16 protein-coding genes and 2 pseudogenes are annotated in these 15,954 nt (G+C 60.0%); 8 read left to right on the forward strand and 10 right to left on the reverse strand.

Annotated elements, in window-relative coordinates:
• Positions 1–54 precede the first annotated feature (54 nt).
• Positions 55–489 (forward strand): sugar phosphate isomerase/epimerase family protein, encoded by a 435-nt coding sequence (locus tag K7H22_RS18240; protein ID WP_330165864.1) that lies wholly within the window; start codon positions 55–57, stop codon positions 487–489.
• Between the two features lie 67 nt (positions 490–556).
• A complete protein-coding gene (locus K7H22_RS18245; RefSeq protein WP_009573552.1) occupies positions 557–1,012 on the forward strand; it encodes an IS5/IS1182 family transposase in 456 nt (151 codons plus the stop codon).
• A gap of 557 nt (positions 1,013–1,569) precedes the next feature.
• On the opposite strand, the gene phnE is transcribed toward K7H22_RS18245, so the two are convergent.
• The 3 genes from phnE to phnC are packed head-to-tail and all read right to left on the reverse strand — an operon-like array spanning position 1,570 to position 4,097.
• A complete protein-coding gene (gene phnE / locus K7H22_RS18250) occupies positions 1,570–2,394 on the reverse strand; it encodes a phosphonate ABC transporter, permease protein PhnE (RefSeq protein ID WP_009573551.1) in 825 nt (274 codons plus the stop codon).
• A gap of 24 nt (positions 2,395–2,418) precedes the next feature.
• Positions 2,419–3,294, reverse strand: coding sequence for a phosphate/phosphite/phosphonate ABC transporter substrate-binding protein (gene phnD / locus K7H22_RS18255; protein ID WP_009573550.1), 876 nt, complete (start codon positions 3,292–3,294; stop codon positions 2,419–2,421).
• Between the two features lie 23 nt (positions 3,295–3,317).
• Positions 3,318–4,097 (reverse strand): phosphonate ABC transporter ATP-binding protein, encoded by a 780-nt coding sequence (gene phnC / locus K7H22_RS18260; RefSeq protein ID WP_159964038.1) that lies wholly within the window; start codon positions 4,095–4,097, stop codon positions 3,318–3,320.
• 121 nt (positions 4,098–4,218) lie between these two features.
• Here phnC and K7H22_RS18265 point away from each other — a divergent pair, with 121 nt between their 5' ends.
• Both K7H22_RS18265 and K7H22_RS18270 read left to right on the forward strand, forming a co-directional pair.
• On the forward strand, positions 4,219–5,214 hold the full coding sequence (locus K7H22_RS18265; RefSeq protein ID WP_009573548.1) for an NAD(P)-dependent oxidoreductase: 996 nt from the start codon (positions 4,219–4,221) through the stop codon (positions 5,212–5,214).
• Entirely contained in the window at positions 5,211–6,077 is an 867-nt protein-coding gene (locus tag K7H22_RS18270; protein ID WP_009573532.1) for a LysR family transcriptional regulator, read from the forward strand. The genes K7H22_RS18265 and K7H22_RS18270 overlap by 4 nt, the downstream gene beginning before the upstream one ends.
• A 98-nt stretch (positions 6,078–6,175) precedes the next feature.
• Here the strand turns inward: K7H22_RS18270 and K7H22_RS18275 are convergent.
• Positions 6,176–6,355, reverse strand: a pseudogene (locus K7H22_RS18275) (DDE-type integrase/transposase/recombinase); the annotation flags it as partial.
• A gap of 249 nt (positions 6,356–6,604) precedes the next feature.
• Here K7H22_RS18275 and K7H22_RS18280 point away from each other — a divergent pair.
• The 4 genes from K7H22_RS18280 (at position 6,605) to K7H22_RS20265 (ending at position 10,095) form a co-directional block, all read left to right on the forward strand.
• A complete protein-coding gene (locus tag K7H22_RS18280; protein WP_009573530.1) occupies positions 6,605–6,838 on the forward strand; it encodes a hypothetical protein in 234 nt (77 codons plus the stop codon).
• A gap of 17 nt (positions 6,839–6,855) precedes the next feature.
• Positions 6,856–8,205 (forward strand): transposase family protein, encoded by a 1,350-nt coding sequence (locus K7H22_RS18285; protein WP_230802283.1) that lies wholly within the window; start codon positions 6,856–6,858, stop codon positions 8,203–8,205.
• A 16-nt stretch (positions 8,206–8,221) separates the two neighbouring features.
• Positions 8,222–9,088 carry a TniB family NTP-binding protein gene (locus tag K7H22_RS18290; RefSeq protein ID WP_230802284.1) on the forward strand — a complete coding sequence of 289 codons (867 nt, stop codon included), beginning with the start codon at positions 8,222–8,224 and terminating at the stop codon, positions 9,086–9,088.
• An 80-nt stretch (positions 9,089–9,168) separates the two neighbouring features.
• Positions 9,169–10,095: a TniQ family protein gene (locus tag K7H22_RS20265; RefSeq protein ID WP_074940673.1), complete on the forward strand. Its 927-nt coding sequence runs from the start codon at positions 9,169–9,171 to the stop codon at positions 10,093–10,095.
• Between the two features lie 16 nt (positions 10,096–10,111).
• On the opposite strand, the gene scpB is transcribed toward K7H22_RS20265, so the two are convergent.
• From scpB to K7H22_RS18320, 6 genes and pseudogenes are all read right to left on the reverse strand, one after another.
• Complete coding sequence (scpB, locus tag K7H22_RS18295) at positions 10,112–10,723, reverse strand: SMC-Scp complex subunit ScpB (protein ID WP_037240140.1); 612 nt, start codon at positions 10,721–10,723, stop codon at positions 10,112–10,114.
• A 47-nt stretch (positions 10,724–10,770) separates the two neighbouring features.
• Positions 10,771–11,244: pseudogene (locus K7H22_RS18300) on the reverse strand (DUF1403 family protein); the annotation flags it as partial.
• A gap of 57 nt (positions 11,245–11,301) precedes the next feature.
• On the reverse strand, positions 11,302–12,153 hold the full coding sequence (locus K7H22_RS18305) for a TniQ family protein (protein ID WP_207186718.1): 852 nt from the start codon (positions 12,151–12,153) through the stop codon (positions 11,302–11,304).
• Entirely contained in the window at positions 12,090–13,013 is a 924-nt protein-coding gene (locus K7H22_RS18310; RefSeq protein WP_245897677.1) for a TniB family NTP-binding protein, read from the reverse strand. The genes K7H22_RS18305 and K7H22_RS18310 overlap by 64 nt, the downstream gene beginning before the upstream one ends.
• On the reverse strand, positions 12,973–14,607 hold the full coding sequence (locus tag K7H22_RS18315) for a Mu transposase C-terminal domain-containing protein (protein ID WP_230802286.1): 1,635 nt from the start codon (positions 14,605–14,607) through the stop codon (positions 12,973–12,975). Before K7H22_RS18315 ends, K7H22_RS18310 begins: the two co-directional genes overlap by 41 nt.
• Before the next feature lie 310 nt (positions 14,608–14,917).
• Positions 14,918–15,952 (reverse strand): Atu2307/SP_0267 family LLM class monooxygenase, encoded by a 1,035-nt coding sequence (locus tag K7H22_RS18320; protein ID WP_230802287.1) that lies wholly within the window; start codon positions 15,950–15,952, stop codon positions 14,918–14,920.
• Positions 15,953–15,954 lie beyond the last annotated feature (2 nt).

A 15,954-nucleotide genomic window follows, 5' to 3' on the forward strand; every position in this document is an offset into this window, starting at 1 on the left:
TGATGCCGTCGGGGGGCGGTCACATCATCAGAGCCGGGCTACGCCGAAAGCAAGATTGGCCGCATCCATCAAATTCTAGACCCCGTCGTGCGCGCAGCCGAAAACATGGGCATCACTCTTGTGATCGAAAACATTCAGGACGTTCGCCCAGAAACACGTCGCGCGATGGTGGATGGCTTTGGCTCACAAGCAATCGCACTTTCCATCGACACCGGGCACGCTCAGTTAGCCCGTCGCATGTCTGGCGCCCCACCCGTCGCTGACTTTATCACTGATGCCGGTGCGCAGCTTGCCCATGTCCACCTGCAAGACGTCGATGGCCATGCCGACCGCCACTGGGCCCCGGGGGAAGGGGAAATCGAATGGACAGCTGTCTTCCGTGCCTTGGCTGCTTGCGAAAGCGACCCGCACCTCGTGCTGGAACTGCGTGATAATGCGGACATTCCGAAGGGATTTCGCGCGCTGAGTGATCTTGGTGTGGTGATTTGACAGCTTGTTGCATGGGTCGCGGATTTTGGCGAAGACGCCGGTTCTGATATCCTCAAGGTAGCGCCCTATGCCGCATATATTCAACGCTGGTCGACGCGATAAGTTTTCCAAGGCGAAATACACGGTGACGAATTGGTCGGATTTCAACGAGGCTCTGCGCCGTCGCGGAGACGTTACGATCTGGCTTGAGGCCGGGGCTGCCGGGCGATGGTCAGCGCCGAAGCGAAAGGGTCGCGGTGGTCAGCCAAAATATTCGGACTTCGCGATTGAGACGTGTCTGACGCGGGGGCTGATCTTTCACCAGCCGTTGCATCAGACCCAAGAGTTCGTCCGGTCGCTACTTGGACTGATGGGCGTGGAGTTGCCGGTTCCAGACTTCTCGACCTTATCGCGGCGGGCGATTGACCTCTCGGTCGTGGACGAAAGGCCACAATCCAGTGGCCCCACCACGCTGATCGTGGATAGCACAGGCCTGAAGATCCATCGCGGTTCGGGCTGGCAGGACGAAAAGCATGGCACGTGAAAGACCCGCAAATCCTGGCGTCAACTGCACATCGGGTATGACCCGGACAGCGGTGAGATCGTCGCCTCACTGTTGACCACAGACCAGATCGGCGACGAAACCGCCTTGCCCGACCTCATCGTGGGGATCGCAAGCTAGGTGACCCGCGTTCTGGCGGACGCCGCTTATGATGGCACCGTAGTTTCCGATTGCTTGACCCAAAAGTTCTGACCCGATGTCGAGATCACCATCCCGCCACTAATTACCGCTGTTCCCGGCCTACGCGATGGGCGCAACGCTCACATAGAGCATATCGCCGAGCATGGCCGAATGGCAGGGTAGTCAGCAACGGGATACAATCGCAGAGCCCTCGTCGAAGCCCAGATCGGGCGCCACAAAGACCCTCAACCGCATGACCCGCCTCGGTCATGCGGTCTTCAAACGTGCCGCATAGTCGTTCGGGGAAAGGGGCGCCTGCACCCATATTTTGACCCATGCAACAAGCTGGCATGAAAGAAAACTGAACCGTTGAGGTGATGGCTCATTGTTCGAGCAAATCACCTTGGCATCTGCTTAAATCACCGGAACTTCGCACGGAGCATATTGCTGAGTATATCCACAACGGTCACACAGGCGAGGATGACCAGCAAAACCGCTGACACCTGTGGGTAGTCCAGAAGGCGGAGCGAGCCGACGAGCTCAGTGCCGATACCGCCTGCACCAACCATACCCATGACGGTCGAGGCTCGAAAATTATATTCCCAGCGATACATGCTCACATCTGCGAATTGCGGAAAGACTTGAGGCAGGACGCCATGCAGGATGACTTGCATTGACGTGGCTCCTGACGCCTCGGTCGCTTCAATCGGTGCAGGATGCGCGTGCTCGATGGCCTCCGCAAAGAATTTTCCGACCATTCCAACCGAATGGAGGCCAAGGGCCAAAACACCAGGCAACATGCCAAACCCTACAGCTGCAACGAAAATTATACCCATGATCAATTCTGGGATCGAGCGAAGCGTATTCAGGACGACCCGCGAGACTTGGTAGATAACCTTGTTGGGCGATGTGTTCCGTGCGGCCAAGAAGCCCAGTGGCAAAGAGAGAGCGACCGCCAGCGCCGTGCCGGCGATAGACATAGCCAGCGTCTCGACAAGGGGTCCTACCCAGTCGCGCCAACGGCCGAAATCCGGCGGGAACATCTCAGTGCCGAGGATACCGATAGCCGGCAAGCCGCTGGTCAACCGGCTCCGATCTAGCATCCCGGTCATCCATAGCGATACAATGACGATCGCGGCGACTACGGCGATTTGAAGGAGCAGCTTTCGCCGCCCCTTGCTGTCCTCGGCCAGCACATCTTCAGCGTTGGTCAGCGCAGGCTGGGCAGTCAAGAGGCGGGTCATGGCGGTCTCCTAGTTCGGGCATTCTCAGTCGGCTTGCAGGTTCTTGCGGATGTCACGGATGATGTCGTAGTCGGCATCCGTGATTGCTGCGAACCCGTCGGCCTTGAACGGCGTCAGGACTGCATCGCCCGCGTCGGTCCCTGGCTCCAGCGTCAGGAAGGCGTCCTTGATTGAGTCTTCAAGCGCCTCGGTCATGTCGGTGCGCATAACCCAAGGATATTGTGGGATATCGGCGGAGTAACCGATGACAATCAGCTTCGATGCATCAACCGACCCCTTGGCCAGCAGGCTCTCGTAGATCGGACGGCTCAGACCGCCGACAGCGGCATTGCCCAGCTCGACGTTGCGCGCCACCGCGTCGTGCGCGCCCGTGAAGTTCTGGGTATAGTCATCGCCCTCCGTCACGCCTTCGAGCATCATCGTGTATTTCGGCGCGAAGTGGCTCGAGGTGGATGCCTGATCGCCAAAAGCCACATCGATGCCCGACCCTTCGATATCGTCGATCGAGTCGATACCGCTTTCGACATTGGCAATGAGGACAGACTGGTAGGTGGTGCTTCCATCCGTCACGCGCGCGGCGAACGGCTCGATGTCCAGATCGCCATCCGCCATCTTGGCCTTGGCGATGGTGTAGGAGGCCGGCCCAAAATACGCGACATCCACGCGGCCAAAGCGCATCGCCTCGATCATCGAAGAGTAATCGGTCGTGACGATCAGTTCGATATCCTTGCCGAGCTTCTCTTCAAGATACGCGGCCAGCGGCTTGTTATCCTGGATCACGGTCGAGGCGTTTTCATCAGGAAGCAGCGCGACGCGCAAAGTGTCCGGATCATAATCGCCTGCTGCGAATGCGGCTGTTGAGGCCAGCAGCATGGCGGTGAGAGTTGCGATATTCTTCATGGCAGTCTCCAAGAGTTGAAAGATCAGTTGGTCGTATCGGCCGGCGCGCCGTAGATGCGCGACAGCGCGGCGTTATCCAGTGCCGAGGGCGGTCCGTCAAAAACGATGTCACCATCACAGAGGCCGATGATGCGATCGGCATAGGCCTTGGCAAAATCGAGTTGGTGAAGGCTGACAATGACGGGAATTCGGTCTTCGCGGCATACGTCGCGGAGGATTTTCATCACCCGGTCCGAAGATGCTGGATCGAGCGATGCGATAGGCTCGTCCGCGAGGATCAGCTTTGGCTCCTGCGTGAGCGCGCGCGCAATGCCGACGCGCTGCTGCTGGCCACCCGAAAGGCTGTCACAGCGTGTCAGCGCCTTGTCAAAGAGGCCCACGCGGCTGAGAGATTCCAGCGCAAGGTGTTTCTCGGCGCGCGAAAAGCCTGCCAAACTGCTCCAGACAGAATGGCGACCGAGACGCGCCATGAGGATATTGCGCAGAGCGCTCAGGCGGCCGATCAGTTGGTGCTGCTGAAAGATCATGGCGGTGTCGCGCCGATGAAACCGGATATCGCGGCGCGACTTCAACTGCTGGCCCGCCGATGTCACGATATGTCCTGCGCTTGGCTGGGTCAGCAGGTTGAGAGTGCGAAGAAGCGTAGACTTACCGGCGCCCGACGGACCAAGAAGGACGGTCACTTCCCCGTCCATGAATTGGCAGGTGGTCTTATTGAGTGCGCGTGTGCCGTTCGGGTACACGACTTCGACATCGTCGACGCTCAGAATATCACGTCCCATAATACTCATTGACCCATCCATCGCACCGATTCTCCTTCTGTTAGTTCTTTGATACGCAATATATATGACAGTTTTATTACATATTGCGATATATGTTCCTTGCTGTTAGTGATTGGAAAATCGCAGCTAAGGATGTTGGATAATGGTCAAAATTGTAGTGCCCAACTGGATCGAAGATGAGACGCTGGCACGCCTTTCAGCGCACGGGGATGTCGTGACCAGCGAGGGGCGCGATCCACTCGCCGACGACGAATTGCGTGCGGCTTGCGCGGATGCATCGGCGTTGATGGCCTTCATGACCGAGTGCGTCGACCGCCCATTTCTGGACGCCTGCCCCAAATTGAAGATTATTGCCGGCGCATTGAAAGGCTTCGATAATCTTGATCAGCGGGCCTGCACAGATGCCAGGGTGCTGTTGACCTATGTTCCGAACCTTTTGACCGAGCCGACGGCCGAGTTGGCCATTGGCCTCAGCATTGCGCTCGCACGGAACATGCGTGCGGGAGACGCGCATCTACGGTCAGGAACGTTCGCCGGGTGGCGGCCCAATTTTTATGGTGGCAGCCTGCAAGGCGCGACCGTGGGCATCATCGGCGGCGGTGCAGTGGGCCGCGAGACAATGCGGCTCCTTTCGGGTTTTCGAGGCCGGCGCATCTACTTCGACGAAAATCGCCTCGACCCCACGACGGAAAAAGCTCTCGATGCGCAGTACGCTCCGCTCGATGATCTCACCCGCCTGTCTGACTTCATCATCCTTGCGCTGCCATTGACGGACCAGACCAAGCACATCGTGAATGTATCTTTTCTAGCAGCGATGAAACAAGGGACTTATCTGGTCAATCCCGCGCGCGGATCGTTGGTGGATGAGGCCGCCGTCGTGGAGGCGCTGAACACAGGCCGCCTTGCCGGCTATGCCGCGGACACGTTCGAGATGGAGGATTGGCATCGCCCGGATCGGCCAAGGCAAGTTCATCCAGCGCTCCTCGCCTGTGACCAAACGGTTCTGACACCGCATATCGGATCGGCAGTCAGCGAGGTGCGCCGCCAGATTGCAGCCGAGGCCGCCGATGAGATCATCGCCTTTCTTTCTGGCAAGCGGCCGCGCCACGCCGTCAATCCCGAGGTGCTCGAGACGTGAACCCGACTGTTCTCAAAAGCTTCGTCGCGCTGGCCGAACTCGGCAGCTTCCAGACTGCCGCCGTCCGGATCGGCATCGCGCAGCCTACCCTGTCGCAACATATCAAGAAATTGGAGGAGGACTTAGGCGCGCCCTTGATCCAGCGCAGCCATAGCGGCAGCCGCCTGACCGACGCCGGGCTGCGACTCCTGCCACATGCACAGCAGATTCTTACATCCACTCAAAGGGCACAGGCCGCCGTTTTATCCGAGTCGCTCAAGATCGGGTGCAGCGGCAACATCGCATCATACTTCATGCCGGATGCGCTGGCATCCTTTCTCAAACAGACATCATCGCAGATGCGATGGGAGGTCATCTCAGCCCCAAACCCTCGCGTTGCGCAGATGTTGCTGGCCGAAGAGATCGACATCGCCGCGATGGAGTGGCCAATTTCCCACCCCGCCGTAACGGTGGCTCCTTGGCTCAGCGATGAAATGATCGTCATCCTGCCAAGCGATCATCCACTTGCCACGCGCGAAGAGATCAGCTTTGCCGAACTCAAGACGCTCAAGATGCTGGGCGGCGAGCGCGGCAGCGGGACCGGCACCCTTCTGACAGAAGCACTAGGGCCCCAAGCAGAAGATGTCGACACCATCGGCAATGTGGGCTCGACCGAGGCAGTTAAGCGCAGCGTGGCCGCCGGTCTGGGCGCGTCCATCGTGCTGGAGACGGCGGTGCGAGGCGAAATTGCTTCGGGCTCGCTGGCACGAGCAAGGCTCGAAGGAATGCCTTTGAGAAAGCAGTTTTTCATCGCGCAAATCACATCAAGCGCCGAGACCGGCCCAGCGGCCCGGCTTTTCAAGTTTCTACTTGAGTCCGACTGACGACCCTACCCGGATAGATTGGATCGACGCGCTAGTCACAGAGGGGGTTCCGTCGCAAAGTTCAGTGTGGCCAAGAAAGACGCTTCCTCGGTTGCGCGTCACGCGGCAAGACTGGCATAGATCTCGAAGGGGCAACCACTTCCCAACTCTCCTTTCCTGATCATGTGTGCCGTTTCTATACCGTCCAAAGTTGCAGTTGCTGATCTGAATGACTTGAAGCCCAACATCGGCCTGATCCGCCGTTTTACGCCTCGGTGATCCTGCTCAACGATGTTGTTATCCGGCATGAATGATCTCGGCACCCCAATCGGAGGTTTATAATACCTCGATGTGGGTTAGAATTGACCCACCGGGATTGGGGTGTTGGGAGCACGAATGGCGGGCAGGCCGAAGTATCTCATGAGCTGAGAGCTCGAGTTGTTATCTGGCCGCCCCTTCGACTTGCCCGGTTGCGCTGCGAGCGCGGATCCGTAGTTGTCGTGTGGCCCGCTGGCTCCCTTGTTTTTGAACATTGAAAGGAGCCAATCATGAAGATCATTGCCCTCGATGTGCATCGTACCTTCGCACAAGTGGCGATCCTGGAGAACGGCAAGATCAGGGATGCCGGTCGCCTGGAGCTTGAGCGCGAGCATATCCTGAAATTTGCAAAGCGGCTAAATGTGGAGGACGAGATCGTTCTGGAAGCGACGGTCAACACAAAAGCCATCGTGCGACTGCTAAACCGAGGATCAACCCCGCAGTCGAGAACATCATCGCGGTGACCCTGCGGGAGATGTGGTTGCGCCCGGAGCAGCCGGACCTTGCACCGATCGTTGAAGAGATCCGCACCCGCTGCGCAGAGGAAGGGCACACTCCGCCCGCCTATGTCACTGTCGCCCGGCGCATTCCCATCCTGTTCACCCCGGAAGAAATTGCCCGCCGCCGCCTGTCAGATGGTAAACACCTGCACCGGCTGAAGCCGCGACCGGGCTACATCCGGGCTAACCACGCACTCGACGTTGTCCAGATCGATCACACGCCGGCAGACATCCAATTTGTTGAGGTGATTGATGACCACGGTGTCTTCGTTGGTCGCCCCTATCTGACCATCGCTGCAGATGTGGCCACGAGCGCGATCATCGGCTTCTGCCTGACCCTCGAGCGGCCGTCACGACTGTCTGTCGCGCTTTGTCTGGCGCACGCGATGTGCTGCAAGACTGCCTGGCTGGCAGAACGCGGCATCGATCATGCCTGGCCAATGCATGGTCGCCCGAAGCAGATCGTCGTCGATTCCGCCAAGGAGTTCCAAAGCAGCACCTTCAGCAGAGGATGCGCGGACTATGGCATCGCCATACGCATGCGGAACAAGGGCACCGTGCATCGGGGCGGAGTCGTCGAACGCCTGCTGGGGAAAGTGAACACCGCGTTACGGGCCTTGCCCGGTAAGACAGGGCGTTCCATCGCGGATCGGGGTGACTATGCCTCGGAAGCGCGGGCACGGCTCAGCTTCGCGGATCTTGAACGCTGCATCGCGCTCGCGATCATCGACCACAACCTGAGCCAGAATGCGCGCAAGCTGACCGTTCCGGCGAAAGAGTGGAAAGATCTGTTCCAGCCGAAGGACCGGCCGATCGATGCACCTGTCGATGTGCTGCTGAATTTCCTGCCACGCAAGACGCGGAAAATTTCACCTCAGGGCATCAGTCTCTTCGCCATCGACTATTTCGAACCTTGGCTGGGCCCGTTGGTCGCGCGTCGTGATCGGCTGGCCCCGCTCGATCTGTGCTATGATCCTCGCGACATCAGCCATGTCTACGTCAAGGATCCGGATACGCAGGCCTGGCGGCCGGTCAGGCGACGGGACGGACTGGCCGAGCCGATCACGCTTTGGCAGCACCAGGCGGATCGACAGCGGCGGCGTGAAGTCCAGCGGCGCCCCGTGCAGGAGGCAGCAGCCATCCGACGCGAAATCGCTGCAACTGTTGCCGCCGCCAAAACCCCCAAAAGCCGGTTGAAGGAGATGACCCGCGCCCGGCATGCCACCGGGGCAAAGAAACCTTATGCCGACTTCGCTGCGCCTTCCGCCTCGGCCCAGGCAAAACTCGACCCGGATCGTCCGCGGCGGGTCTTCCCGGTCGAGGATTGGTAAGGTGCCGGATCACCTCATGCCCGCCACCGTCCCGCTCTTGCAAGCCGATGACGCAGTGCGGATCGCCCATGTGCGCGCGCCGCGCTGGATCAGCCATCCGGCCGCCGGCGCGGCGCATGACGCGATGCGACTGCTGGTCGAGCGGCCGCCATCCCTGCGCCCACGCGGTTTGCTGCTTGCCGGTCCCTACCACAACGGCAAAACCATGATCGCCGAACGCTTCGCCGTCGAACATCTGCGTGCCGCCGACCAGCAAAAGGTGTGGGTGATCCAGACCCGAGAAGGTGCAGGGCTGTCGCATTTCTATGCCAGCATCCTGTCTGGATTGCGCGCACCACAAGCCGATGGCTGGCGCAGCCTGTCCCGCGCCGGCGATCAGGTGGATCATCTTCTGGAGCGCTTGAAGCCGCGCCTTTTGATATTCGACGAGTTCCACAGCGCATTGCGCGGGCGGCGCCAGGATGTGAAGGCCATCTTCTCGTTCTTGCGGCGGATCGCACGGGTGCATGACATCTCACCCGTCCTTGTCGGCGAAATCGCGATCTACGATGCGGTGCATGATACGGACGAAATGGGCTCACGTTTCGATACGATCCCCATTCCACGATGGCCGTATGACGAGGAATTCGCGACGCTTCTCGACAGCCTGGAAGCCAGTCTGCCGCTCGCCGACACCTCCGATCTGTCGCGCGAACCCTTGGCGAAGATCATCCATGATCTGTCAGAGGGGCTGATCGGCGAGGTTGTCGAGATCGTCACCCGTGCCGCAGTGGCGGCAATCTCGCGCGGTGAGGGCCGGATCACGGGCGCAACCCTGTGGGACCTCGGCTATGTGCCTCTCTCGAGGCGCCGTAATTCCGCTTTGCGTCACGATATGACATGAGGTTTGGGCCGACCGAGATATCCGTCACATCTGCAGAGCGGTATGAAAGTGTGGCGGGAAGCCGTTGGCCAGTGAGCATTATGCCCGCACCAGGTGAACTTCTGTCGAGTTGGCTGCACCGCCTCGCCTACGCGAACGGCATACCTCCGCACTATTTTGGCACGCTTCTCGGAGCGCCGGGTGAGAACTGGTCGGCGCGGCTTGATCGGGCGTTGCCCGATCGCATCCTGCAGTTTCTGCGAGAGCATACCGGCATACCCGTGGAAGACATCGCGGCTCTGACCATTGCCCCTGACCCTTTGGCTGTGCTGCGTTTGCCCCTGCGGGCATCGCCTCAGCAGAGTTGCGCACCCAGGAGGCAGGTTACCTGGCTGCAGTTCTGTCCCGCTTGTCTGACGGAAGACGAAACGCCCTATTTTCGCCGAGACTGGCGCCTCGCGACACGCGTTTCTTGCTTTCGCCACGGCTGCCGACTTCGGGACAGGTGCCCATCCTGCGGACAAGGATTGGCTCCGTTCAGCCAGAAGCGTCTTGTGCCGCATCAGATCTGCGCCTGGTGCGGCGCGGCCCTCTGCAAACGCATCCGTCCTGCCACCAATGGGGTTCGGCGTCTTGAGCGTCTGATCGACGATCTGCTTCGTCTGCAGGCATCAGGGCATCGAATGGCAGAGGGGCGATCACTCCCGGACCTTCTTGGATCAGCCTGCTTTCAATTTAGTCGACGGCCAATGTCCATCGCGCGCCTCTCTCATCGGGATCGCTATCAGCTGTTTCAGAAATTGGCGGAAGGGCGGTCGACGCCGTTCGAAAAGAGAAGAAGTTCCGCGATTATCTATTGGAAACGCGTCGTTCAGGCTGCGCCAGCTTGGAGCGGACTGGTCACATCATTCAGCGATGCCGTCCTGCCTCGGCCCAAAGCTGGGCCTTGCTCTACCACCGCTGGCCCGCATTTGGCGGATCTCGTTCAGGCGGCCGCGCGGCTCGATCAGCAGCGGCAAGCGCTGTAAAAATTCCCGGTGAGTTTCAGGCGCGCGCGGCCAGCCCGGCATCATTCAGCTGTTCAGCATCTGGCAGGTCGCGCAAGCTCTCCAGCCCGAAAGCTGCGAGGAACGCGTCTGTGGTCACGAAGGTATAGGGGGCACCACGACGCGGCGCGCGCGGCCCAGTTCCAATCAGACCCTGCGCATGCAGCCTTCCGATCAGGTCCCGGCTGATCTCTTTGCCAAAGATGTCTTTGAGCCCATCGCGGGTGATCGGCTGGTGGTAGGCGATGGCCGCCAAAATCGCGACGTCGAACTCGTTCAGGTCCAGCAACTGGTCTCCGACATCCGCTGCGGCGCGGATCGCAGGCGCGTAAACAGGCCGCGTCCGGAACATCCACCCCCCTGCGACCATGGCAATCTCGAACGCCCGCCCTTCCAGATCAGCGGCAAGGTCTTCCAACAGCAGATCAACCGAAGTCCCCTGCCCCACTATGCGCGCCAGATCCTCGCGCGGTACAGGCGAGGCAGAGGCAAACAGCACCGCCTCGATCCGGCGCATCCATTCCCGCCAGCGCAACTCCGGTGGCAGGTCGAGCAACTCGCGATCAAGCTCAGCTTCTGGTCGATCCTTCGACTTCCTTTCCGGTCGCATGTCCGAACCGCGAAACCGGTTCCCACTTTCGCTGTCCATGCTCATGGCTACACCCCGTAGAGCCGGAATGTGTCGCGCCCGGTTAGCTCACGGACCGCGCCGAGATCGACAAGCCGGTCACAGAGCCGCCGCGCCGCGCGGTCCGGCAAAGGCAGGGCACTGGGCGCCACGGCGTCCTGCGTCAGGAATATTTTCACCGCCGCCCCTGCCCCCTTGGCCCGAAGCTTTGGTGCAACTCCTTTCAAAAGCGAAGCCCGACGCGCGAGATCGACAGCCAGACGCGCGGCCTCGACCGCGGATGCGGTCACTGCGCGATGACAGGCTAGGCGCAAATCGTCACCCCGCTTGCGCAGGTCTGTGCGTTTCAAACCCGCGGCCAGCAGCGGCACGACATGATCCCAACCAAGCGCCTGGGCGAGGGCGGCGTCCGCGAGGATCAACGCCGGGACTTCGGCACGGGGTGCCTCCGTCAGGACAGCATCCAGCGCCATCGCGGCACGGGTCACCGGCGCTCCCTTCCCCGTTGTCGCGTTGCCCTTTAATCTGAGACGCGACGCGTTTGGCGACAATTTTTGCCCTTAATTGTGAGATACGGCTGTCATGGGGCCCCTGTTTCTCGCGCACCTTTGCGCGATGTGATCAACCGCGGCAAGCAATCGAGGCTCCTTCTCGAAGGCGCGCAAGAGAGCAACCCTTGCATAGTCGTCGATGCTTTTGCTGACGATGGCTGCCTTAGCCAAGGGATGAGATCGAGCGGCGGCGATTGCGGCGAGGCAGAACAGCCTAACTTCCGATCTGGGGTTCTGGACAGCGAACGACGGATCCCCGCGGAAGGTTTTGAGTGACATGGCAAAGGTGACTGCGCGCATTGCGCGCCGAAGTTGCTTGGGGCCGCGCGAGCGCGCGGCGCACTCAAGCATCTCTGCCCCGCGGCGCGCTCGGTATATCAGTTTTCCAGATATTTGTTCCTCACGGAGTTTGCCAAGGGTCTGCACAAGTCTCGTCCCGCAAACTTGGCAGTCAAATGCCCAGGCCCGCCTCCAATGCCTGAGCGAAAGGCCCTCTCTGGCGCATTGCATGCAATGCTGGAATGGCATCTGAGCCGTCAGCGAGGCTTCTCGTGGCGTCATTGCCGGAAAGGTCAAAGATCGAACAACATCTGGGTTAACCCGTGCGGCGTTGGCAATCTTCGCCGCCGCAGCCGCGTCGACGTTGAAGTCCAAGGCGGTGCCATGCGCGGTATCGATTCTGAGATGAGCCAGTAGTTCCGCATCATCACAGTAGTTGGCCGCCGCCAGCCGAGACAACCAACCTGACAACAACTCGTCTGGCAGCGGCGCGACAGTCTTGGGCAGCGGGTGCGGCTTCACACCCGGGACTTCTGGAGCCGCCGATGGGGGTTCGCATGGCGCGACCAAACCGGCGTCCATTTTGCGATTGCGTCATCGGTGATGCATTCCTCGCCTGTGATAATGGCGTCGATGGAAAGATCCTTGACCAGAGCGAAGATGCGCGAGGTCACCCCACCGGTCAGTGCCAAGACCTGCTTGAGAGATTTGACCTTCAGGTTGGACTTCTTTTCCAGTGGCATGGCAGCAATAAGGGTCTGGATCATGTCCGAGAACTCGGCATCGTCGCGCCAGTTTGGCAGATGATGTTCGTCCAGCCGTCGGGCAAGCTGGATATCACCGCGAATAGCATCGACGGCCTCGCTGACCCCAAGGCAGACCAGTGACACCTCGAGTTCATTGCTGAGATACCGCAGGACATTGAGAAATCGGCGCTGTTCGCGGTGGGTCCCGGCCAAGAGATTGTGGACCTCGTCGATCATGATCATCCGCAGGCCAAGGTCGCGTAAGAGCGCGATGACACGGACTTCGAGGGAAGCCACATTTTGAGCGCGGGCGCTAAGAGCCGTCGCCGGGGCGCCGACGGCGGCCAGGATGTGCAGGTAAAACCGCCGTTCATCAGGTGCGGGCGGCGCTTGCAACAGCAGAAGCGGTGTGCGGGTGATGCCCGACGCCGGATCGTATTCTGGTGCGTACTTGCGCGACAGGTTTCGGGCAATCATCGTCTTTCCGATCCCGGAGGCGCCATGCACAAGAAGCCCAGGCATACGGGTTTGTCGTGGCGCTTCGATCATGCCCTGCAAGCGGTCCAACACCTGTTCCGCCCGAGGAAAGCCGATCCAGATATCCGATTGAATGAGGGCGATCCGGCCGTCTTCTTCAGTTGTCCCTGCCCTCAATTCACCATCTCTCCACCTTGAACAATGGGCGCGATGTATCACCCGTATCGATCGGGCGCAGCCCTTCGGTTGTCGAGACGGCCGAGTTCGTGCCCTTCAATGTCCCTTTTCTTTCACGGGTTCTGCGTTCGGCCTTCGTCAGGCCCCGGCTTTCAGCTTCGATCTGGCGTTGCTGTCGGATCAGCTCAGCCAGCACCAGCTCATTAGACCCGGACTTGCCAAGGGCACGGGCCTTCCTCATCGCTTCGCGATATTCCCAGAGCGAGACGGGCGGAATTTCCAGGTTTCTGTACCGCGCCTCAACATACCGGCCATCGTCCAGTTCGACCCAGATCATTGAGATATCGCGAGGATCGTAGCGAACGACCACCTTTCCATCCCCGCGCCCAATGTGGCCTGCAAGGGCATCTGACCAGTACCTTATCTGGAACAGATGGATGCCGTCACGCCTGATCTTGCGCAGTTCACTCGGCAGGAAGCTCACCTGAAAGGCTTCCATCTCGAAGGGGATGTCGCCTGTCATTTGCTCTGAGAGCGCCTCCCATTTGGCAACGGGCGTGCAGCCAAGACTTGAATGAATGCTGTTGTTGTAACGGCAGATTTCCAGAGCAAACCAGCGATCGAATTCGCTCAACGTCATCGTGGCCTTGCTTTCGGCGTCATAGTCGCCCTTTGCCGCGATCGAGGATTGCGTTGTTCCCGGCAACAGGTGAACGGCCCCCATCATGGTGCCGATCAACCGTTCGATGTGACCACCGAAGTGAGGACTTGCTGGCGGTCGATAGACCAGATCGATCCCCCAATCCGCACAGGCCGACCGAAAGGCGCGCGACCGGAAATCGCGGCCATTGTCGACATGGACACTCTGCGGTTTGCCCTGTGCCGGCCAAGGAACATCGCACGCCAATTCCGCAAGAAGTTCCTCCTTGAGGGCCACCGCCTGTGTCAGGCAAAGCGCCACTGACAGACGCGAAGGTGCCTCGAGAGAGGTGTAATATCCGGTCACCATCCGCGTTGCGACGTCGATCGCCAGCGTGACCCAAGGCCGCCCAATTGGTTTGCGTTCAAAGCCGTCGACAAGAATGATGTCCGCCGGTGTATGATCAATTTGGACGATCTCCAGTGGCATACTGGCCTTGTTCTCACCTGTGACCGGCGCAAACTTCTGGCGGGCCGCCTTTGCGCCCTCTCGTGCCTTCGCAACTTCGCGGGCATCCATCGCATCCAGACGACGCTGAACCGTTCGCCGTGTCGGCGGTTGCAAGCCCTCCTGCCAGCAAGCGCTGCGGATTTCTGTCACGACGCGCGACAAGCTCGAACGCTCCCGGCGCAAGAAATAGCGGCGAAGGTGCTCCTCGATTACCGCTTCGACTTTGCTGGATATTAACATCGTCCCGGTCGGGCGGCCCCGTTTCCGCGGAGCCAGAGCGCTGGTGCGCCCACCCTCTTCCGCCAACCGTTTTATCCAACGCCAGACCGTCGCCCTGCTGACACCAAGCTCCCAAACGGCGTCATTGATGCCACGTTCCAGGCTGCCAGTCCCATTGAGATATGCCTGAACAAGAGGGCGCAGCACCGCGGCCCTGCGCGCCTCTTCAGCACCAACAGCAACGCAGTCTTCGCCATCATCATTCATCGATATTTGCCGCAAATGTCTGTGAACCCTGTCTCAGGTTTAAGGGAAAAAATATCAGAATTAAAGGCAAAATCTCATATTTAAGGGCAAAGCTCAGCCGTTGATTTCGTTGGATTTCCCATCTCACAATTAAGGGCTACGCGACACCTGACAATCTTTATCTAACATATGTTAGATTATCAAGCCTTCAGACATCGCCCTGGGAGGTTAGCGGCTCGGGCATTCCATCAGAACACGATGGTATCTACCACCCGCCAACATGCAGCCCATTGCGGGCGTGCGTTCGGGCGCTGACGAATGAATCTGTTTCTTAAGAAAGTGCCTTGCGTACTTCCGGCGCGACGCGGGTGCCAAAAAGTTCGATAGCCCGCATCAGGGCGGCGTGATCGACCGCGCCAATGGCCATCTGCAACAATATGCGCGAAAAGCCGAAGAGTTCGTGTGCGGCGAGAATTTTATCCACGACCTCATCTGGCGAACCGAGAAACAGCGACCCGCCCGGCGCTGCGGCAGCTTCGACCTGGGGTCGCCTCATTGGCGGCCAGCCGCGTTCGGCGCCAAGCCGGGTCATCACCTCGGCATAGGCCGGGGCGAAATTTTCCAGCGCCTGATCCCGTGTGTCGGCCACGAAACCGTGCAGGTTAAGCGATGTTTCAAGGACGCCGGCGTCATGCCCGGCTTGCGTGGCGGCGCGTCGATACAGATCGAAAAGGGGCGCGAAGCGCGATGGCTGTCCGCCGATGATACCGAGCGCCAGCGGCAGGCCCATCTGACCGGCCCGCGCCACGGAGTCCGGCGTTCCACCAACCGCGACCCAGATTGGCAGATTTTTTTGGACCGGGCGCGGGTAGACACCGCGTTGCGGAACCGGAACGGTATGCGTCGTGCCGGGCCAATCCAGGATCTCATCTTCGTTGGCGGCCAGAAGCTTTCCCAGCTTTTCAATGAAGAGCCCATCGTAATCGTCCAGTTCCTGACCGAAAAGCGGAAAGCTTTCGATGAACGACCCACGCCCGACCATCACCTCGGCGCGGCCACTCGACAGGTTGTCGAGCGTGGAATACTGCTGGAACACGCGGATGGGGTCCTCCGAGCCCAGCACCGTGACGGCGCTGGTTAGACGGATCCGCCGGGTGCGGGTCGCGGCGGCCGCGAGCACCATTGCCGGGGCCGAGACAGCGTAATCGGCGCGATGGTGCTCGCCCAGGCCGAAGACGTCGAGTCCCACCTGATCGGCCAGTTCGATCTCCTCGACAAGGTGGCGCAGCCGGGTTTCGGGGGATACAGTCGCCCCCGTTACCCGACTCGTACCGGCATCGCCAAAGGTATAGAGGCCGATTTCCATGT

The sequence above is a fragment of the Seohaeicola saemankumensis genome, from assembly GCF_021021435.1.
GTDB lineage: Bacteria > Pseudomonadota > Alphaproteobacteria > Rhodobacterales > Rhodobacteraceae > Seohaeicola.